This window comes from Mycetocola sp. Y171, assembly GCF_056713165.1.
On the sequence record NZ_JBWYGX010000001.1, the window covers coordinates 1 to 20,784 of the forward strand.

A 20,784-nucleotide genomic window follows, 5' to 3' on the forward strand; every position below is an offset into this window, starting at 1 on the left:
GCTGTTGAGTTCTCAAGGATCGGATGCTCCCACTTTTCACCCTTCCGGGCTGCTCCGCAGGGCAACTTCTCTATCCTAGCACCCATTTTCTCCGGTGTCGCACGCGCTCCGGACCGAAGTCCGAGTCTCGAATACGAGGGAGATCCTGAGTGAGGATCATCCTCTCTTCCGAATCGAAACTCCGAATAATCGGGGGGATTCTGAAGGGAGGTTTGGTCCCGCATGAGGCCGGCGAGCTGTTCCGCTCCGCCGCACCTTTGGGGTGACGAGTGATTACTTTACGCACATCCCGGAGGCCTCGCAAATTGCGGCTGCGGCCCGGGCGTGTCGCCCGGAATTCAGCGCGGGAAGACGCCGGCGAGGGTCTTCTTGCCGCGGCGGAGGACCGCCACTCCCCCGGCCAGGGTGCTCTCGAGCACGGCCGATTCGTCGCCGACTTTGGCGTTGTTGAGGTAGACCCCACCCTGTGCGATCGCGCGGCGCGCTTCGCCCAGGCTGGAGGTGAGTCCGGTGTCGACGAGGAGCTGGGTGATCGCGGCGCCGGGCGCAGCGGTCGTGTTCGGCAGTTCGTGGAGTGCGGCAGCCAGGGTGTCAGCGTCGAGGCTCTCCAGTTCGCCCTGCCCGAACAGCGCGGCGGACGCGGCGATCGCGGCATCCGTCGCTTCCGCGCCGTGGACCAGGGCGGTGACTTCCCAGGCCAGGCGCTTCTGCGCTTCACGGCGGAACGGCTCGGAGGCGACGGCCTGCTCGAGCTGCTCGATCTCGTCGCGCGTGAGGAAGGTGAAGATCTTCAGCCGTGCGATCACGTCGGCATCGTCCGAGTTGAGCCAGAACTGGTAGAACGCGTACGGGCTCGTCAGTGCCGGGTCCAGCCAGACGGCGTTTCCCTCGCTCTTGCCGAACTTCGATCCGTCCGAGTTGGTGATGAGCGGTGTGCCGATGGCGTGCGCGCTCTTCCCTTCGGCCTTGTGGATGAGGTCGGTTCCACTCGTGAGGTTGCCCCACTGGTCGCTGCCGCCGGTCTGCAACACGCAGTCGTAGCTGCGGTACAGCTCGAGGAAGTCCATGCCCTGCAGAATCTGGTAGCTGAACTCGGTGTAGCTGATGCCGGCGTCCGAATTGAGGCGTGCGCTGACGGCATCCTTCTTGAGCATCGTGCCCACCCGGAAGTACTTGCCGACATCGCGCAGGAAGTCGATGGCCGAGAGCGGCGCCGTCCAGTCGAGGTTGTTGACCAGCCGTGCCGCGTTGTCGCCCTCGAAGCTGAGGAACCGGGAGACCTGTGCCTGGAGGTACCCCACCCACTCGGCGACCGTGTCGCGGGTGTTGAGCGTGCGCTCCGCCGTTGGGCGCGGGTCACCGATCAGACCGGTCGATCCCCCGACGAGGCCGAGCGGTTTGTGGCCGGCGAGCTGGATGCGCCGAAGCAGGAGCAGCTGCACCAGGTTTCCCAGGTGGAGGCTCGGGGCGGTCGGGTCGAACCCGCAGTAGTAGGTGATCGGCGGCCCGGACAGCAGAGTCTTCAGCTCGGCGGCGTCTGTTGACACGTGCACAAGTCCTCGCCAGACGATCTCCTCCCAGACATCCTCGAACGACGGGTCATTGGACTGGGGCTGGAGTTGGGGCTGCGACACGAGAGCAAGAGTACCAGCGCCGCTTACCGTCCGATGTGAGCCTGTGGCCTCACTCTTGACGATGTTTAGGGTGTTGGCTAACATCAGCTTAGTTATGCTTCCAGGCTAAAAGGAGGAGAATCATGTTCGTCATCACCGCAGACCAGGTGGACAGCAGGAACCAGCCGGACCGAGCGGCATCCGCCCTGGACTCGCTCAACGCGTCGGACGGACCGACGCTGCTCCTGCCCGCCGAACGCACGGCGGGTGATGAGATCCAGATCCTCCCGGCCACAGCCACCGACACGCTCGCCATCGTTCTCGAGCTAACCCGCGAAGACGCCTGGAGCGTCGGCGTCGGTATCGGACCGGCGCGACTGCCGCTTCCCCGCGCGACCCGCGAGGCGACAGGCGAGGCCTTCTTCGCGGCGAGGGATGCCGTGACCCGCGCCAAGAAGTCACAGATCCGGTTCGCGCTCACAGCCGCCGATGACACCGACGACAGCATCCGAGGCGCGGATGTCGAAGCACTCGTCTCCCTCCTGCTCGTGCTGCGTGAACGCCGGACCGACGCCGGCTGGGAACTCTACGACCTGCTGACCACCGGACTGACCCAGTCTGAATCGGCTGAACGGCTGGGCATCACGGCCGGGGCGGCCAGCCTGCGCGCCCGCACTGCCGGCATCCGTGTCGAGAGGGCGTCGTCTGAGGCCCTTGTTAGGCTTCTCGACACGGTCAACCGTTCAGCAGATCCGGCTCCAGCGCCGGGCGGCGACGACGTCCAGGCCGACTGAGCCGACACGGCAGGAGAACGACAGTGAGCCCCATCACCGGTGCCCTACCGATCACCCTCTACTGGGTGTTCGCGCTCGTGCTCGCGGCCGGATGCCTCGCAACGGTCGGCATCGCCCACTGGCGCCGCAAGAACAAGATCATTTCGATCGCGGCAGCCCTACTGGGGGTCGACCTCGTGCTTCTGGCGATCCCGTCGCCTGACGCTCCGCTCGGAGTCACCGTCACTCTCGGCATCCTCGCCATCGCGATCGCGGTTCTCGGGGGCGGGATCGCCACGAGCTACGTGCTCAAACTTGCGACGCGCGGCCTCGTCCGGCCCGGCCTGTTCGGCGGCATCATCGTCACCGAGCCCGACCGTGCCGCAGGCGGCGCGCTCAGGGCCACGGCAGGTGAGCAGCACGAGGTGCTGCGCGGCGGACGCACCATCGGCTATCTGGAACGCTTCGCCGTCGCGGCAACGCTCATGGCGGGGTTCCCCGAAGCCATCGCCGTGATCATCGCCATCAAGGGTGTCGGCCGCTTCACCGAACTTGCCGCGGCCGAAGCGCGTGAACGCTTCATCATCGGCACGTTCGCCAGCCTCATCTGGGCGTCGTCGAGCGCCGCACTGTTCATCTTCGCCCTGAGCTGAGCCGGCGCGACGAAGCCCGACTCACTCGGTCGTGTCGAACAGCCCCACGATGTTGCCCTCACTGTCGGTGAAGTAGGCGTAGCGGTCGGTCTCAGTGAGCGCCTCGATCTCGCCCACCCGCTTACCTCCGTTGGCTTCGACCAACGCCAGCGTTTCCTCGATGTTGTCGACGCTGATCACGACGGTGGGATGCGGCACCACATTGCGTTTGTGGATGTCACCGCCGATCCCGCCGGCGTCCGGCTTGTCGATCATCGTGTTATCTGCGTCCCAATCGGTCATGGACCAGCCGAAGATCGTTCCGTAGAACGCCTTCGCGCGCGCCATGTCATCTGCGGGGATCTCGAAATGCTCTACCGTTGCCATGCCGTCAGCCAAGCGCCATCGCTCGGCGAGGTCAAGCCTTCGGATGCTTCTTGTACGGTGAGACGCTCGGCTCGCCCGGGATCCAGAACCGCCACGGGAGATCGGCTCCCCCGGCGAGCCCGGTACGCGGACCTGTGGAGTGCTCGACAGGACCTGTCGCCGGTTCGAGTTCGAACGGCGGGGCGAAGAGGTCGCTGCCGTCGTCGCCGAGGCTGATTCCGAGCGCGACGACCAGTCTGGCGGGCCCTTGCGCCAGGTCACGATCGTTCTTCGACGTCGTGCGGCGGAACCGCGCCAGGTCGATGCCCTCGACGACCTCGCCTGCGCGGAGCAGGCACCCGGACGCCTCGCCTTCCGGGGAACAGACGACGTTGGCGCAGACGTGCATCCCGTAGGTGAAGTAGCAGTAGAGGTGCCCGGGTTCGCCGAACATGCTGGCGTTCCTCGCAGTCTTGCCTCGGAAGGCGTGCGAGCCGGGGTCGACGCCCTGCCCGACGTACGCCTCGACCTCGGTGATCCGCACCGCCACCGTTCCGGCATCCGTCGTGTGGCGGAGCACAGCACCGAGCAGGGCCGGGGCGACCTCGAGCGACGGCCGCTCGAGGAACGCCCGGTCGAGTGCGGTGACCACCGGGCTCAGCCCACCAGTGCTTGCGAGAGCACGCGAACACGGGACGTCAGCTTCGCGCGCTGTTCAGCGACCCGTTCAGGAGCCGTTCCGCCGACTCCTGTGCGGGAGCCGATCGATCCGGCCACCGTGAGCACATCGCGGACGGCCGGGGTGAGGTGCGGTGACAGTGCGGCGAGATCCTCGTCAGAGGGTTCGTGCAACTCGAGGCCGCGTTCCTCGCAGTGCTGGACGAGTTCGCCCGAGATCTCGTGGGCGTCCCTGAACGACACGCCCTGCTTGACGAGCCACTCCGCCACGTCGGTGGCGAGCGAGAATCCCTGCGGCGCGAGTTCGGCCATCCGATCGGTGTTGAACCGGAGCGTCGCGACCATGCCGGTGAAGGCAGGCAACAGGACTTCGAGCTGTTCGACGGTGTCAAAGACAGGCTCCTTGTCCTCCTGCAGGTCACGGTTGTATGCGAGCGGGATGCCCTTGAGCGTCGCCAGAAGTCCGGTGAGGTTCCCGATCAGCCGGCCAGACTTGCCGCGCGCGAGTTCGGCGATGTCGGGGTTCTTCTTCTGCGGCATGATGCTCGAACCGGTCGAGTAGCCGTCGTCGAGCGTGACGAAGTCGAACTCACGCGTGTTCCAGATGATGATTTCCTCGGCGAACCGGGAGAGATTGATCCCGATCAGCGCCGTGACGAACGCGAACTCCGCGACCACGTCGCGGCTGGCGGTTGCGTCGATGGAGTTCTCGGTCGGGCGGTCGAGACCGAGCTCGGATGCCACGAGTTGCGGATCCAGCCCGAGCGAACCGCCCGCGAGTGCACCGGCACCGTACGGCGACGCCGAGGCCCGCTTCGTCCAGTCGGCGAGCCGTTCCAGGTCGCGGACCAGCGGCCAGGCGTGCGCGAGCAGGTGGTGCGCGAGCAGCACAGGCTGGGCGTGCTGGAGATGGGTACGTCCGGGCATCGGCGCGTCGCTGTGCACCTCGGCCTGTGAAGCGATGGCATCGATGAGCTGAACGACAAGGTGGCCGATCAGCCGGGAATGGTCGAGCAGGTACAACCGGACGAGCGTGGCGATCTGGTCGTTTCGGCTGCGTCCGGCGCGGAGCTTGCCGCCGAGTTCGACCCCGGCGCGCTCGATCAGTCCTCGTTCGAGAGCCGAGTGCACGTCCTCATCGGATTCCGCGGCGCTGAACGCCCCCGATGTCACGTCGGCATCGAGCCGGTCGAGTGCGTCGAGCATGGCGACCAGTTCCTGGTCGCTCAGATAGCCGGCGGCCCCGAGCGCTTTCGCGTGCGCCCGCGAACCGGCGATGTCGTACGCGGCCAGCTGCCAGTCGAATTGCGTCGACTTGCTCAGCCGGGACAGTTCGGGTGACGGACCGCTGGCGAAGCGGCCGCCCCAGAGTGCCCCCGCCTCGCCTGCGCGGTTCTGCGAGTCGTCACCCGTCATCGTCATTACTCCTGGCCGGCGTCGCGACGGGCGGAGATCTTGCTGGGCAGCGACCACAGCTCGATGAAGCCCTTGGCGAGTGACTGGTCGAACGTGTCACCCGTGTCGTAGGTGGCGAGGTTGAAGTCGTACAGGCTCGAGTCGCTCCTGCGGCCCGTCACCACGGCGGTCCCGGCGTGCAGCTTGAGGCGGATGTCACCCGAGACGTGCTTCTGGGTCTCGTCGATGAACACGTCGAGTGCCTTCTTCAGGCCGGAGAACCACAGGCCGTCGTAGACCAGCTCGGCCCACTTCGATTCAACCGAGCGCTTGTAGCGCGCGAGGTCGCGCTCGACGGTCATGTTCTCGAGCTCTTCGTGCGCGGTGATGAGGGCGATTCCTGCCGGCGACTCGTAGACCTCACGGCTCTTGATGCCGATCAGGCGGTCTTCGACGATGTCGATACGGCCGACACCCTGGTCGCCTGCGAGCCGGTTCATCAGCTCGACCGCCTGCAGCGGCGTGATGGACTTGCCGTCGTAGGCGACGGGCACACCCTGGTCGAACGTGACGACGACCTCGGTCGGGGCGCCGGCCTCAGCCGGGTCCTTCGTGTATGTGTAGAGGTCTTCGATCGGCGCGTTCCACGGGTCCTCGAGGAATCCGGTCTCGACGGCGCGACCCCAGACGTTCTGGTCGATGGAGTACGGGCTCTTCTTCGACTGCGCGATCGGCAGGTTGTGCTGCTCGGCGTAGACGATCGCCTTGTCGCGGGTCAGCGCGAGGTCGCGGACCGGCGCGATGCTGGTGAGGTCGGGCGCGAGGGCGGCGACGGCCGCTTCGAAGCGGACCTGGTCGTTGCCCTTGCCGGTGCAGCCGTGGGCGACACTGTTCGCGCCGAGCTCCTTGGCGGTCGACGCGAGGTACTTCGCGATCAGCGGGCGGCTCAGTGCCGAGACGAGCGGGTAACGCTTCTGGTACAGCGCGTTGGCCTTGAGCGCAGGCATGAGGTAGTCGTTCGCGAACTCGTCACGAGCGTCGACGACGACGGATTCGACGGCACCGCAATCCAGCGCACGCTGGCGGATGACCTCCATGTCCTCGCCCTCCTGGCCGACGTCGATCGCGAGCGCGACGACCTCTTTGCCTGTGGCATCCTTCAACCAGCCGATTCCCACCGAGGTGTCGAGGCCGCCCGAGTATGCGAGTACGACGCGTTCCGCCATGAAGTTCTTCTCCTTGATTTGCAGTGGTTTTTAAGTGTAGTGATCTGCCCGGATGGGCGGGGTTCAGGCCCGTTCGAGCAGCCAGACGAGCAGCGCCTTCTGGGCGTGCAGGCGGTTCTCCGCCTCGTCCCAGACGATCGACTGCGGACCATCGATGACGTCGGCCGTCACTTCGAAGCCGCGGTCTGCCGGGAGGCAGTGCATGAAGACGGCGTCGGCGTGAGCCAGCGCCATCATGTCGGCGTCGACCCGGTACGGGCCGAGCACAGCGACGCGTGCAGCTTTCTCCTCTTCCTTGCCCATCGACACCCAGGTGTCTGTGACGAGGATGTCGCTGCCCGCCGCTGCCTCGCGGGCGTCGGTGAACAGTTCGACCGAACCGCCTGTCGTCTCGGCGATCGCGGTGGCATCCGCGACGACCTGCTGGTTCGGGGTGAAGCCCTCCGGCGACGCGATGCGCACGTGCATTCCGGCCGTCGTCCCGGCGAGCAGGTACGACTGGGCCATGTTGCACGCACCGTCGCCGACGAAGGTGAGGGTGAGACCGGCCAGTTCGCCCTTGTGCTCACGGATCGTGAGCAGGTCGGCGAGCAGCTGACACGGGTGGAAGTCGTCCGACAGAGCGTTGACGACCGGGATCGTCGTGCCCTGGGCCATCTCCTCGAGTCCCGCCTGGCCGTATGTTCGCCAGACGATGGCTGCGACCTGGCGTTCGAGGACACGGGCAGTGTCTGCCGCGGTCTCCTTGCCACCGAGCTGGCTCGAGGCGGTGGAGATGATCAGCGGGACTCCGCCGAGATCGGCGATCCCCACGGCGAAGGACACCCTGGTCCTCGTCGACGACTTGTCGAAGATGACGGCGACGGTCTGCGGCCCTTCGAGGGGACGGCGCGAGTACCGGTCCTTCTTCAGTTCGATCGCGAGGTCGAGGATTTCCGACTGCTCGGCGGGGCTGAGGTCGTCGTCGCGCAGGAAGTGTCTGGTCACTGGGATTCCTTCGTTCGGGAGTCGGCCGGCACGTCGAGTGCATCGAGCGCGGCGCGGAAGCGTTCGCCGAAGACGCGTACGTCGTCGTCGCCGACGATGAGCGGCGGGGCGAGGCGGATGGTGGTGGGGTTCGGGGCGTTGATGATGAGCCCGGCGGCCAGGGCCTCACGCACGAGATCTGCCGCGACCGGTTCGGACAGACCGATACCGATCAACAGGCCGGCACCGCGCACCTCTGTGATGAGCGGTGAACCGATCCCCAGGACGAGTTCGCGCAGTTCGGCTCCCCGCACACGGGCGTTGTCGACCAGTCCCGCGTCCTCGATCTCGCCGAGCACCGCGTTCGCCGTCGCGGTCGCCAGCGGGTTGCCGCTGAACGTGCTCCCGTGCGTGCCGGGGGTGAACAGGTCGGATGCTTCGCCGAAGGTGACGAGGGCGCCGATCGGGAAACCGCCGCCGAGACCCTTGGCGAGGGTGATGGCATCCGGGACGATTCCCTCACGCTGGAACGCGAACCACTCCCCGGTGCGCCCTGCCCCGGTCTGGACCTCGTCGAGAATAAGGAGGACGCCGTGCCGTTCGGTCAGCTCGCGGGCGCGGGCGAGGTAGCCCTGCGGCAATTCGACGACGCCTGCTTCGCCCTTGATCGGTTCGACGACGAGGGCCGCGACGGTGTCGTCGATCGCGGCTTCGAGCGCTTCGATCGTGCTGTCCAGATGTTCGACTCCCCCGGGAAGCGGGGCGAACGGAGTCTGGATCGCGGGCTTCCCGGTGAGTGCGAGCGCACCCATCGTGCGGCCGTGGAACGAGTTGTTCAGCGCGAGGATGCGCGTGCGACCGCCTTCGCCGCTGTTGAGCCTCGCCAGTTTGAACGCGGCCTCGTTGGCTTCCGTCCCCGAGTTCGTGAAGAACACCCGGCCGGCCGGGCCGGCACCGGTGAGCCTCTTGAGCCTGGCCGCCAGCTCCAGCTGCGGTGGACTGACGAAGTAGTTGGAGATGTGGATCAGCTCAGCGGCCTGGGCGCTGATCGCTGCAACCATCGCCGGGTGGGCGTGGCCGAGAACGTTCACAGCGATGCCACCGAGGAAGTCGAGGTACTCGGTGCCGTCTGCACCCCAGACCCGGCAGCCGGAGCCGCGGACGAGGAGCGCCTGCGGTTCGCCGAACACCCGCATCATGTCGGCCGTAGCCGCGTCGTGCCAGTCGGTCATGATTCGTCCTCCACTACCTGGGTGCCGATGCCCTGCTGGGTGAATACCTCGAGCAGGATGGAGTGCTCAAGCCGACCGTCGATGATGGCGGCGTTGACGACTCCCCCGACGACCGCTTCGAGGCACGCGGCCATCTTCGGGATCATGCCCGATTCCAGTGACGGCAACAGGTCACGCAGTTCCCCCGTCGTGATGACGGAGACGAGCGATTCCCGGTTGGGCCAGTCGCTGTACAGGCCGGCTACGTCGGTGAGGATGAGGAACTTGTCGGCTTTCAGGGCCACGGCGAGGGCGGATGCCGCGGCATCCGCGTTCACGTTGAGCACCTGGCCCGGCGCGTCGCCGTCAGGAGCGATCGAGGAGATCACTGGGATGAGCCCGGCCTCGATCGATGAGAGGACCGCGTGCGGGTCGACGGCGACGACGTCGCCGACGAGTCCGAGGTCGACCGTTTCCCCGTCGATTTCGACGCCGCGCCTGCGCCCGGTGAAGAGGGACGAATCCTCGCCGCTCAGTCCGACGGCCAAATCGCCGTGCTCGTTGATGAGGTCGACGAGGTGTTTGTTCACCTCGCCGCGGAGAACGTCGCGGACGACGGTCATGGCCTCCGGCGTGGTGACCCGGTAGCCGCCACGGAACTCGCTCGCGATGCCGAGTTCGGTGAGTCGCGCGGAGATCTGCGGGCCGCCGCCGTGGACGACGACGGGCTTCAGGCCGGCGTGGCGGAGGAACACCATGTCTTCGGCGAACGCGCGGGTGAGTTCGGGACTGACCATGGCGTTTCCGCCGAACTTCACGACGGCGATCGCACCGTGGTAGCGCTTGAGCCACGGCAGCGCCTCGATGAGGACGGATGCCTTGGCGATGGCCTCGGCTGTGGATGCTGGGATGACTGTCGGCATCGTCTAGCTCGAGTACGCGCTGTTCTCATGCACGTAGTCGTGCGTGAGGTCGTTGGTGAGGATGGTCGCAGACTGGACCCCCTCCTTGAGGTCGATGAGGACGTGCACGGCGCGTTCCGTGAGGTCGACGAGGTCGCGTGACTGGTCAGGCGCACCTGCGTGGCAGACCCGGACGCCGTTCATGCTGACATCGACGGCGTACGGGTCGAACGGCGCGCGCGTTGTTCCGATGGCTGCAAGCACACGGCCCCAGTTGGGATCGTTGCCGAACACAGCCGCCTTGAACAGGTTGTTCCTGGCCACTGAGCGGCCGACTTCGACCGCGTCGTCCTCGGTCACCGCGCCGACGACCTCGATCGTGATGTCGTGTGCGGCGCCTTCGGCGTCCGACTGCAGCTGTCGAGCCAGGTCGAGGCAGATCTCACGCAGTCCGTGTGCGAATTCCTCGGCGTCGGGTTCGACGCCTGAGGCTCCGGACGCCAGCACCGTGACCTGGTCGTTCGTCGACATGCAGCCGTCCGAATCGAGCCGGTCGAAACTCACCCGGGTTGCCGCACGGAGGGCGCGATCGAGCTGGTCGGAGGCGAGGCTTGCGTCGGTCGTGATCACGACGAGCATCGTGGCGAGGCCCGGCGCGAGCATGCCTGCGCCCTTGGCCATTCCGCCGATCACCCAGCCGTCCCCTTCGAACACAGCAGTCTTGGCGTGGCTGTCCGTCGTCAGAATCGCTTCGGCGGCATCCGCACCACCTTCGGTGCTGAGTGCCTCCGCTGCAGTGGCGACACCGGGGAGGAGTTTGTCGCGGTCGAGCTGGTCGCCGATCAGGCCGGTCGAGCAGACGAGCACATCGCCGGCAGATGTCCCGAGTGCGGCAGCGACGGCCTCTGCTGTTGCGTGCGTGGTCTGGAAGCCTTCAGGGCCGGTGAAACAGTTGGCTCCACCCGAGTTGAGGACGATGGCCGACACCGTTCCGTCCGCGATCACCTGCTGTGACCAGAGGATCGGGTTCGCTTTGGCTCGGTTGCTCGTAAAGACCGCGGCCGAGGAGTGACGCGGACCACGGTTGACGATGAGGGCGAGGTCCTTGCCCCCGGAGGCCTTCAGACCGACGGCGATACCGGCGGCTTCGAATCCCTGTGCTGTCGTGACGGTCATGGTGCGACTCCGTTCACCGGAAGGCCGGTCGATTCCTCGAGGCCGATGGCGATGTTGGCTGACTGGATGGCGGCACCAGCAGTGCCCTTGGCGAGGTTGTCGACGGCGGTCACGACGACGACGCGACCGGCGGCCTCGTCGACGGCGAGTCCCATCAGCATGGTGTTCGCGCCGAGTACGTCCGCTGTGCGCGGGAACTGGCCGGCGGGGAGCAGCTGGACGAATGTCTCGTCGCCGTATGCGTCCTGCCACGCCGCACGGACGGCGTCCGCACTCGTCCCGGGCACGATACGGGCGGTCGAGGTTGCGAGGATGCCCCGGGACATCGGCACGAGCACGGGGGTGAACGACACGCTGACCTCGGAAGCTCCTGCGCCGCGGAGGCTCTGGGCGATTTCCGGCACGTGCCTGTGGCTGCCACCGACGGCGTATGGGTTCGCCGAACCGAGGATTTCGGCGGCGAGCAGGTTGCTCTTCAGCGCTTTGCCCGCACCGGACGGACCGACCGCGAGGACGGTGACGATGTCGAGCGGCTCGATCACGCCGGCGTGGATACCGGGGGCGAGCGACAGTGCCACGGTGCTGGCGTTGCAGCCCGGTGCCGCGATCCGACGGACGCCGGACAGACGATCGCGCTGTTTGGTACCGTCCGCTGCAACGATCAGTTCGGGCACACCGTACGGCCAGGCGCCGAAGTAGTCGCCACCGTAGAACGCAGCCCAGTCGGTCTCGCTCGTGAGCCGATGGTCGGCCCCGCAGTCGACGACGAGTGTGCCGGGGTCGAGCGCCTCGGTGACCTCACCGGATTTGCCGTGCGGCAGTGCGAGGAAGACGACGTCGTGTCCGGAGAGGTTCTCCGGTGTCGTCTCGGACAGAGTGAGATGCGCGAGGGACCGCAGGTGCGGCTGGACGGATGCCAGGGGCTGGCCGGCATTGGAGTGCGCGGTGACTGTGCGGATGTCGAAGTCGGGGTGGGCCGCAAGCAATCGCAGCAACTCGCCCCCCGCGTAGCCGGATGCACCGGCTACGGCTACAGAGAAGGACATGGCTCTACCTTAATGAGGAAAACGATGGTCAGGTCGGCGACGTCCGTCGGAACCGTGCCCTGCACCGTTCGCCCAGCGTCGCCTATCGTCGCTCTGAGGTGTTACGGCGTCGACGCAGTGCGCAGGGGGCTGAGCCCTGTGCGAGAACACTGCTGTCGGAGATGGCCATGCATCGACTGTAGCGGGTGCGGTGCGGCATCCGCCAATCGGGTGTCAGAGCCGGTCCACTCCGGTGACGCTGATCACGGCGAACCCCTGCTCGTCGGACTCGGCCAGGTCGATCTCGGCGCTGATGCCCCAGTCGTGGTCACCGGCCGGGTCGTCGAAGATCTGCCGCGCCGTCCACACCGGTCCGCTCTCATCGAGGATCAGCAGCGCGGAACTCCTGGCGTCCTGGCCGGTGAGGATCTGGTCGTACTCGCCGAAGTAGCCGTCGAGCTGGTCTGCCCAGCGGTCTGCATCGAATCCGGATGCCGCATCGAGGTCACCGAGGGCGTCGTAATCCTCGAGTGCCGCGAGCTGGACCCGGCGGAACAGCTCGTTGCGAACGAGGATGCGGAACGCCCGGACGTTCCCGGTCAGCCGCTTGGGTGCAGGAGGGACGATGTCGTTGGCGTGTTCGGCGTGCTTCTTCGCGTCTGGGTGGCTGAGTTCCTCCCACTCGTCGAGCAGGCTCGAGTCGACCTGGCGTACGAGCTCGCCGAGCCACTCGATGAGGTCGAGCAGGTCCTCGGTCTTGACGTCGTCCGGGATGGTCTGCCGTGCTGCGCGGTACGCGTCGGAGAGGTACCGCAGGACCACGCCCTCCGAGCGGGCGAGCTTGTAGAAGGCGATGAACTCACCGAACGACATGGCCCGCTCGTACATGTCGCGAACGACGGACTTCGGGTTGAGCTCGAAGTCGCGGATCCACGGCTGCGCGGCGCTGTACGTCTCGAAGGTGACAGTGAGCAGTTCCTCGAGCGGCTTCGGGTGGGTGATCTGCTCGAGCAACTCCATCCGCTCGTCGTATTCGATCCCTTCGGACTTCATGGCGGCGACGGCTTCGCCCCTGGCGAGGAACTGCTGCTGGCTGAGAACGGCTCGCGGGTCGTCGAGGGTGGCCTCGACGATCGAGATCATGTCGAGGGCGTAACCCGGGTCTTCCGGGTCGAGCAGGTCGAACGCGGCGAGCGCGAACGGCGACAGTGGCTGGTTGAGCGCGAAGTTCGGCTGCAGGTCGACGGTGAGCCTGATCGTGCCGTCCGCGGACTGCTCGACGATGCCTGACTCGCGGAGTGTGCGGTAGATGCCGAGGGCACGCCGCGCCAGTTCCAGCTGCCGCTTCCATGGTTCGTGGTTGTCGAACACGAGGTCGTGCACGTGCCGGTACACGTCTCCCCCGCGCCCGATGACATTGATGAGCATCGCCGACGTGATCTGCATGCTCGACGTGAGCGTCTCCGGTTCAGCGGCGACGATGCGCTGGAACGACGGCTCGCCCCACGAGACGAACCCGTCTGGCGCCTTTTTGCGGATGATCTTGCGCTTCTTCTTCGGGTCGTCCCCGGCCTTCTTGATCGCACTGAGGTTCTCGGTCTCGTGCTCCGGTGCCTGCACGACGACGGTCCCGGCGGTGTCGAAACCCGCGCGTCCGGCGCGGCCGGCGATCTGGTGGAATTCGCGCGCCTTGAGCTGGCGCATCCTTGTGCCGTCGTACTTGGTGAGCGCGGTGAACAGCACGGTGCGGATGGGCACGTTGATGCCGACGCCGAGGGTGTCTGTGCCGCAGATGACCCGCAGGTATCCACGCTGGGCGAGCTGTTCGACGAGCCGGCGGTATTTCGGCAGCATTCCGGCGTGGTGCACGCCGATCCCCGCACGGATGAGCCGCGACAGGGTCTTGCCGAAGCTCGTGGTGAACCGGAATTCGCCGATCAGCTCCGCGATGGCATCCCGCTGTTCACGTGTCGCCACTTTCATGCTCGACATCGACTGGGCACGTTCCATGGCTGCGGCCTGCGAGAAGTGCACGACGTAGACGGGCGCCTGGCCGGTGGTCAGGAGCTCGTCGACGGTCTCGTGGATCGGCGTGGTCTCGTAGTAGAAGTGCAGAGGCACCGGACGTTCGACACCTGTGACGAGCGCGGTCTCGCGGCCCGTGCGCTTCGACAGATCTTCGGCGAGCGCCGTCACGTCACCGAGAGTCGCCGACAGCAGGATGAACTGCACCCGCGGCAGGCTGAGCAGCGGGACCTGCCAGGCCCAGCCGCGTTCGGGGTCCGCGTAGAAGTGGAACTCGTCCATCACCACCTGATCGACCTCGGTGTCCTCACCGTTGCGCAGGGCGAGATTGGCGAGGATCTCCGCGGTACAGCAGATGATCGGCGCATCCGCGTTCACCGAGGAGTCCCCCGTCATCATGCCGACGTTCTCGGCGCCGAACACATCGACGAGGGCGAAGAACTTCTCACTCACGAGGGCCTTGATCGGTGCCGTGTAGAAGCTCCGCTTGCCGGCGACGAGCGCCGCGAAGTGCGCGCCGACCGCGACGAGTGACTTGCCTGTGCCTGTCGGGGTGCTGAGGATGAGGTTCTGGCCGGAGACGATCTCGATGAGCGCTTCGTCCTGGGCAGGATAGAGACGGATGCCTGTCGCCGTGACCCACTCGGAGAACGCGTCGTAGACGGCATCCGCTTCGATGTCCTCACCGAGGGTGGCGCGAAGGGCGTGCGGGTCCAGCGTCGGGGAGAGTGTCATGGTCCTTCGATCATGCCTTACGCGGTGTCGATCGCCAGCGCGCTTCTCCGCTGCACCCTCATCCAGATGAGAAACCCGACGAGGGTGAACCCGCCGTAGAACGCGTACAGCACCGCTGACGCGTAGTACCCCGCGCTGATCAGCAACGGGACACCGACGATGTCGACCGCGATCCAGATCAGCCAGAACTCGACCCAGCCCTTCGCCATGCCGTAGGTGGCGAGGAGCGAGCCCATGAAGATCCAGGCATCCGCCCACACCGGTTCGAACGACCCGAGCGCGCGGAACAGCGGCGTGAGCGCGAGTGTCCCGCCGACCAGGACGAGCCCGATCAGCACTCTCACCTTGTTCGACGCCCAGTGCGGGGTGACGGCCGTGTGGGTGGTGGAGTTGCGGCTTCTCGACCACTGCACCCAGCCGTAGATCGACACGATGATGAACATCACCTGGCGGCTCGCCTGCCCGAGGAGGTTCACCGGGTTCGGGGTTCCGAAGACCGCACCGAGGAACACGGTGAACAGGAGCACGTTGCCCACGATTCCCACCGGCCAGGCCCAGACCTTGCGACGCATGCCGCCGACGGCACTGGCCATGCCGAAGCCGTTGCCGATCACCTCGCGCCAGAGGATCACCTGGTCGCCGATCACCAGTTGCGCGTCGAAGAGCCACTCGATCGGGTTCATGCTGTCATCCTTCCACCGGTGTCCCCACCGTCGCGCAGGATTCTCGCATATCCGCTCCGGTAGAATCGCCCGAATGACCGCCGCCACGACCGACCCCGCTTCCCTCGGCGACGGGATCGACCCTTCAGACCTCGAGACCACGCTCCGGGTCCTCGCCTCGATGAACACCCTCGACCAGGAACACCCGGACTACGTCACGGTCAGGCGTGCCACTGCCGCCATGTTCAAGGCCGTGAAGCGAACACGCAGGCGTGAGCTCCGTGACACCATCGCCAACGCCGACAAGGCGGTCATCGCCGCGACGGCCACAGGGGCATCCGATCGCATCGACGACGAGACCCGTGGCATCCCCCTGGCGACGACTCTCGAGGCCCCCACCGCCGGCGAACTGCTGAAGCCGCGCAACTGCTACATCTGCAAGCAGCCGTACACGCTCGTCGACGCTTTCTACCACCAGCTCTGCCCCGACTGCGCCCGCTTCAGCCACGGCAAGCGCGACGCCCGCACGGACCTCACCGGCAAGCGTGCCCTGCTCACCGGTGGCCGCGCCAAGATCGGCATGTACATCGCCCTCCGGCTGCTGCGCGACGGGGCGCACACGACGATCACCACGCGGTTCCCGCGGGATGCCGTCCGCCGGTTCGCGTCGCTTCCCGACTCGGGCGACTGGCTGCACCGGCTCCGTGTCGTCGGCATCGACCTGCGTGACCCCGCCCAGGTGATCGGGCTGGCCGACTCGGTCGCTGCCCAGGGCCCGCTCGACATCCTCATCAACAACGCCGCGCAGACGGTTCGCCGCTCGGCGGGGTCGTACTCCCTTCTGGCGGATGCCGAACTGCAGCCGCTGCCGGACGGCCCCCTCCCCGAGATGGAGACCTTCGGCCACACCAACGACCAGCACCCCGAGGCACTCGTCGCTTCCGTGGCGGCGCACCCGCTGCTCTCCGTTGCGTCGCTCGCCGGGACCGTGGCAGAGGCGGGCTCCCCCGTGCTGACCGCCGCCGACCTCGCGAACCTTGCGATGGCTCCCGGCTCGTCGTCGCTCGCCAAGCACGCGGACGGTTCAGCGATCGACGCCGGTGGCCTCGTGCCCGACCTGCAGACGTCGAACAGCTGGGTGCAGAATATCGAGGACGTCGACCCGCTCGAGATGCTCGAAGTGCAGCTCTGCAACACGACAGCGCCGTTCCTGCTGATCAGCAGGCTGCGCCCGTCGATGGCCGCGTCCCCGGCTCGGCGCACCTACGTGGTGAATGTCTCGGCCATGGAGGGTCAGTTTTCCCGCAGGTACAAGGGACCGGGGCATCCGCACACGAACATGGCCAAGGCGGCCCTCAACATGCTGACCAGGACGAGCGCGGGCGAGATGCTCGAGAAGGACGGCATCCTGATGACCGCGGTCGACACCGGCTGGATCACCGACGAGCGACCGCATCCGACCAAGGTGCGGCTCGCCGAAGAGGGCTTCCACGCTCCGCTCGACCTGGTCGACGGCGCCGCCAGGGTCTACGACCCGATCGTGCGCGGTGAGGCGGGCGAGGACCTGTACGGCTGCTTCCTCAAGGACTACAAGCCGGGCGCCTGGTAGCCCTCGGCTCACGGGAGTCGTTTCCAACTTCGGAGAAAAGGCCGCTCGAGCGTGCCTTGTGCCGCCACGGAGCCGGCGGGAGCCGATTCTCCGAAGTTACGAACAGTGCACCCCGGAAAGGCGAATGCCGCCGAAGTCGAGAGCGCAATTGTGGCTCGAAAACGTCAGGTTTTCGAGCCACGAGTGCACTTTCGATGAATGCCTAGTCGCGGATTGCCGCGCCGAACCGCTCCGCAGCAAGGGCGGAGCCGGCGAGCTTCGCGTCCGATGCTTCGGCGGCCGTCAGCGTGCGATCGTCTGCACGGAACCGCAACGCGAAGGTGAGGCTCTTCGCGTCTTCGGCGATGCCCTGTCCGCGGTAGTCGTCGACGAGACGGATCTCTTCGAGAAGGTCGCCTGCGCCCTCACGGACGGCAGCGAGCACGTCGGCTGCCGGCGTGGACCGTCGGACGACGAGCGACAGGTCCTGCGTCGCAGCGGGCAGAGCGCGGATCGGGTGAGCCAGCAGGGTGGATGCCGTCGCTTCGATGAGGGCGTCGAGGTCCAGTTCGGCCACGGCCACCACTCGGGGAAGATCCGCCTCGGCCGCGATGGCAGGCAACAGTTCGCCGGCGTACCCGATGATCGTGTCGCCGACACGGAGTTCGGCGGTGCGCCCGGGGTGCAGCGCCTTGTGGCTGCCCTGGACGATGTCGATGGTGCCGCCCGTTGCGAGGGCGATCCGCTGCACGGCGTCGAGTGCGTCTGCGATCCCTGACGGAACGGCCGGCTGGCCGGGCTGTTTGGCGACGGTGTTCCCGAGGATGAGCACACCGACACGGCGTGGCTGCGGTGGGATGCCCGCGTTGAGCTCAGCGAGCTGTTCGTCGCTCGGGCGTTCGACGCCGGACGGAAGGGTGGCCGTTCCGTACGTCGCACCGGACTCCGGGGTGAAGACGAGGCCGACTTCGAACAGCGACAGGTCGACGAGGCCGCGCGACAGGTTGCGCCTGGCGGACTCGATCAGACCGGGCAGAAGCGTCGTGCGGAGGTACGGGGCGCTGGCGTCGAGAGCGTTGGCGATCCTGACGGCCGGCACCGGACCGTCGACGGGCGAGCCGTAGAGGTCATTGGCGCTCTGGCGGAGGAACGGGAACGACAGAACCTCCGTGGCGCCTGCCGCAGCGAGCGTGTCCGCCACGGTACGACGGATCCGCTGGGCGCGGGTCAGCCCACGGCCGGCCGGAGCGACGGGGAGGACCGACGGGATGCGGTCGTACCCGACGATGCGGGCGACTTCCTCGGCCAGATCCGACTTGTCGGTGATGTCCGGGCGCCAGGTCGGTGGTGTGACGAGCAGTCCGCCGTCTGCGTCCGCCGTCGCAGCCCCGATCTCCTGGAGCGATGTCCGAATCTCGTCGTCGGTGTAGTCCACACCGATGAGCGTGGAGACATAGCCGTCAGGGAGCACGATCGGGCTGGGCTCGGACGCCTGCCCGACGACGCTCGACGAGGCATCCGCTGTGCCGCCGGCGAGAGACACCATGAGTTCGGCCACGCGGGAGACCGCGGCAACGGCGATGCGCGGGTCGACACCGCGTTCGAACCGCCGGGACGCCTCGCTGGGCAGCTTGTGCCTGCGGGCCGACCTGGCGATCGACACCGGGTCGAAGTTCGCGGCCTCGATGAGCACGTTCTTCGTGTCGTCGCTCATTTCGGTGAGTGCACCGCCCATGACACCGGCGAGGCCGATGGCTCCCGATCCGTCGGTGATCAGCAGGTCTTCACGGTCGAGGGTGCGTGTCTGCCCGTCGAGGGTGTGGATCGTCTCGGTGGGAATGGCGCGGCGCACAACGATTCCGCCGGTGAGCTTGTCGAGGTCGTAACCGTGGATGGGCTGCCCGAGCTCGAGCATCACGTAGTTGGTGATGTCGACGAGGACCGAGATCGACCGGATGCCGGCGAGCTTCAGTCGCGAGACCATCCAGGGCGGGGTCGGACGGGAGGCGTCCACGCCCCGGACGATCCGTGTCGCGAACACGCTGGCGCCCTGCTGGCCACGGATCGGGTCTGCGTCGTCGATGGCGACGGGGAACCCGTCGCCGAGAGGAACGTCGAGTTCCGGTCGGGTCGCCGGGTCGCGGAACGCCGCACCGGTCGCGTGGGAGTACTCGCGGGCGACACCGCGGATGGAGAACGCGTAGCCGCGGTCGGGGGTGACGTTGATCTCGACGGCCGCATCGTCCAGGCCGAGAAGAGCGATGGCATCCGTGCCGACCTCTGCGTCGACGCCGAGGGTCGACAGGCGGAGGATCCCGTCGTGCTCGTCACCGAGGCCGAGCTCACGGGTCGATGCGATCATGCCGTCGGAGACGTGCCCGTAGGTCTTGCGCGCCGCGATCGGGAACGGGCCGGGAAGGACGGCGCCGGGGAGAGTCACGACGACCTTGTCACCGACGTAGAAGTTGTCAGCACCACAGACGATGCCGTGCACGGCAGGGCCGCCGTCGGCGGCGGTCTCGCCGTCCGGAGCGACGCGCACCTGGCACCAGCGGATGGTCTTGCCGTTCTTCTGCGGCTCCTCGACGAATTCGAGGACCTCGCCGACGACGATGGGGCCGGAGACGTCGAACGTGTGGACATCCTCCTCTTCCAGTCCGACCGTGACGAGTGCGGCGTGCACGTCGTCCGTGGTCGTGCCCTGGGCGAGGTCGACGTATTCTGCCAGCCAGCTCAGCGGGACCCGCATTTAAACCACCATTCCAAACTGCTGGGAGAAGCGGATGTCGCCCTCGACCATTTCTCGCATGTCCTGCACGTCGTTCCGGAGCATCAGCCCACGCTCGACGCCCATGCCGAAGGCGAACCCGGAGTAGACCTCGGGGTCGATCCCTGCGGCGCGGAGGACGTTCGGGTTGATCATTCCGCAGCCACCCCACTCGATCCAGCGCGGACCGTGCTTGAACGTCGGGTGCCAGAAGTCGAGTTCGGCGCTCGGCTCGGTGAACGGGAAGTAGCTCGGGCGCAGGCGGATCTTCGCCTCGTCGCCGAAGATCGACTTCACGAAGTGGTCGAGCGTGCCCTTGAGATGCGCCATCGTCAGCCCTTTGTCGACGGCGAGGCCCTCGAACTGCATGAACACGGGCAGGTGCGTCGCGTCGAATTCGTCTGTGCGGTACACACGGCCGGGTGCGAGAACGTAGACCGGCAGTTCGCGGTCGAGCATCGATCGGACCTGCACAGGCGAGGTGTGCGTGCGCAGCACGAGGTGCGCTTCGGGCGGGTCGACGAAGAACGTGTCCTGCATGGCCCGCGCCGGGTGGTCGGCGTCGAAGTTGAGTGCGTCGAAGTTGAACCACTCACTCTCGACCTCCGGCCCTTCCGCGATCTCCCAGCCCATGCCGGTGAACACGTCGCACACCCGGTCCTGCAGGAGGGTGAGCGGATGCCGCGCCCCGGCCCGGTAGCGGCTCGGAAGCGCGGTCACGTCGACGGTTTCAGCCTCGAGCTGTGCCGCGTCCTCGGCCTGGAGGATCTCCTCCTCGCGCGCCGCGAAAGCCGCGTTCACGCGGCCTCGAGCCTGGCCGACGAGCTTGCCGAGCGAGGCTTTCTGGTCGGGGGCGACGGAGCGCAGCGACCCGTTGAGTTTCGCCAGCGGCGAGGACTCCCCGGTGTGCTCGGTGCGCACCTGCTTGAGGGCGGAGGAGTCGGCTGCGGCCGCGATGGCCTCGAGCGCCGCCTCCACCGCAGCGTTCACGGTGGTTTCGGAAATCATGGGAGAGTCGGACACGATCCCCAAGTCTACCGAGTG

At 66.9% G+C, this 20,784-nt stretch carries 17 protein-coding genes; 3 read left to right on the top strand and 14 right to left on the bottom strand.

The genetic code is table 11. The features are described from left to right. Positions 1–338 precede the first annotated feature (338 nt). The gene (gene tyrS, locus AC1M2K_RS00005) at positions 339–1,634 is read right to left on the bottom strand and encodes a tyrosine--tRNA ligase (RefSeq protein ID WP_480239339.1); all 1,296 of its coding nucleotides are present in this window, start codon (positions 1,632–1,634) and stop codon (positions 339–341) included. A 122-nt stretch (positions 1,635–1,756) separates the two neighbouring features. Between tyrS and AC1M2K_RS00010 the strand changes: the two genes are divergently transcribed. Continuing rightward, a complete protein-coding gene (locus AC1M2K_RS00010; RefSeq protein ID WP_480239340.1) occupies positions 1,757–2,407 on the top strand; it encodes a DNA-binding protein in 651 nt (216 codons plus the stop codon). A 23-nt stretch (positions 2,408–2,430) separates the two neighbouring features. After that, complete coding sequence (locus tag AC1M2K_RS00015; RefSeq protein WP_480239341.1) at positions 2,431–3,039, top strand: hypothetical protein; 609 nt, start codon at positions 2,431–2,433, stop codon at positions 3,037–3,039. 21 nt (positions 3,040–3,060) lie between these two features. On the opposite strand, the gene AC1M2K_RS00020 is transcribed toward AC1M2K_RS00015, so the two are convergent. The 11 genes from AC1M2K_RS00020 to pnuC all read right to left on the bottom strand — a co-directional run bounded on the left by AC1M2K_RS00020 (position 3,061) and on the right by pnuC (position 15,406). Beyond that, on the bottom strand, positions 3,061–3,405 hold the full coding sequence (locus AC1M2K_RS00020; RefSeq protein ID WP_480239342.1) for a VOC family protein: 345 nt from the start codon (positions 3,403–3,405) through the stop codon (positions 3,061–3,063). 31 nt (positions 3,406–3,436) lie between these two features. Beyond that, positions 3,437–4,036 (bottom strand): DNA-3-methyladenine glycosylase, encoded by a 600-nt coding sequence (locus AC1M2K_RS00025; protein ID WP_480237378.1) that lies wholly within the window; start codon positions 4,034–4,036, stop codon positions 3,437–3,439. A 5-nt stretch (positions 4,037–4,041) separates the two neighbouring features. After that, positions 4,042–5,484 carry an argininosuccinate lyase gene (argH, locus tag AC1M2K_RS00030; protein ID WP_480239343.1) on the bottom strand — a complete coding sequence of 481 codons (1,443 nt, stop codon included), beginning with the start codon at positions 5,482–5,484 and terminating at the stop codon, positions 4,042–4,044. Next, positions 5,484–6,683: an argininosuccinate synthase gene (locus AC1M2K_RS00035; protein ID WP_480239344.1), complete on the bottom strand. Its 1,200-nt coding sequence runs from the start codon at positions 6,681–6,683 to the stop codon at positions 5,484–5,486. The genes argH and AC1M2K_RS00035 overlap by 1 nt, the downstream gene beginning before the upstream one ends. 63 nt (positions 6,684–6,746) lie before the next feature. Beyond that, entirely contained in the window at positions 6,747–7,670 is a 924-nt protein-coding gene (argF, locus tag AC1M2K_RS00040) for an ornithine carbamoyltransferase (protein ID WP_480237381.1), read from the bottom strand. Beyond that, on the bottom strand, positions 7,667–8,881 hold the full coding sequence (locus AC1M2K_RS00045) for an acetylornithine transaminase (RefSeq protein ID WP_480239345.1): 1,215 nt from the start codon (positions 8,879–8,881) through the stop codon (positions 7,667–7,669). The genes argF and AC1M2K_RS00045 overlap by 4 nt, the downstream gene beginning before the upstream one ends. Beyond that, positions 8,878–9,783: an acetylglutamate kinase gene (argB, locus tag AC1M2K_RS00050; protein WP_480239346.1), complete on the bottom strand. Its 906-nt coding sequence runs from the start codon at positions 9,781–9,783 to the stop codon at positions 8,878–8,880. Before argB ends, AC1M2K_RS00045 begins: the two co-directional genes overlap by 4 nt. A 3-nt stretch (positions 9,784–9,786) precedes the next feature. Beyond that, the gene (gene argJ / locus AC1M2K_RS00055; protein WP_480237384.1) at positions 9,787–10,938 is read right to left on the bottom strand and encodes a bifunctional glutamate N-acetyltransferase/amino-acid acetyltransferase ArgJ; all 1,152 of its coding nucleotides are present in this window, start codon (positions 10,936–10,938) and stop codon (positions 9,787–9,789) included. Next, the gene (gene argC / locus AC1M2K_RS00060) at positions 10,935–11,984 is read right to left on the bottom strand and encodes an N-acetyl-gamma-glutamyl-phosphate reductase (protein ID WP_480239347.1); all 1,050 of its coding nucleotides are present in this window, start codon (positions 11,982–11,984) and stop codon (positions 10,935–10,937) included. Before argC ends, argJ begins: the two co-directional genes overlap by 4 nt. 213 nt (positions 11,985–12,197) lie before the next feature. Continuing rightward, positions 12,198–14,723 (bottom strand): DEAD/DEAH box helicase, encoded by a 2,526-nt coding sequence (locus AC1M2K_RS00065; protein WP_480239348.1) that lies wholly within the window; start codon positions 14,721–14,723, stop codon positions 12,198–12,200. A gap of 17 nt (positions 14,724–14,740) precedes the next feature. Further along, a complete protein-coding gene (pnuC, locus tag AC1M2K_RS00070; RefSeq protein ID WP_480237387.1) occupies positions 14,741–15,406 on the bottom strand; it encodes a nicotinamide riboside transporter PnuC in 666 nt (221 codons plus the stop codon). Between the two features lie 73 nt (positions 15,407–15,479). Here pnuC and AC1M2K_RS00075 point away from each other — a divergent pair, with 73 nt between their 5' ends. Continuing rightward, positions 15,480–16,994, top strand: coding sequence for an SDR family NAD(P)-dependent oxidoreductase (locus AC1M2K_RS00075; protein WP_480239349.1), 1,515 nt, complete (start codon positions 15,480–15,482; stop codon positions 16,992–16,994). 202 nt (positions 16,995–17,196) lie between these two features. Here the strand turns inward: AC1M2K_RS00075 and pheT are convergent, their stop codons facing one another. Both pheT and pheS read right to left on the bottom strand, forming a co-directional pair. After that, positions 17,197–19,722 carry a phenylalanine--tRNA ligase subunit beta gene (gene pheT, locus AC1M2K_RS00080; RefSeq protein ID WP_480239350.1) on the bottom strand — a complete coding sequence of 842 codons (2,526 nt, stop codon included), beginning with the start codon at positions 19,720–19,722 and terminating at the stop codon, positions 17,197–17,199. Further along, entirely contained in the window at positions 19,723–20,763 is a 1,041-nt protein-coding gene (pheS, locus tag AC1M2K_RS00085) for a phenylalanine--tRNA ligase subunit alpha (RefSeq protein ID WP_480237390.1), read from the bottom strand. It lies immediately after the preceding gene. Positions 20,764–20,784: the final 21 nt, after the last annotated feature.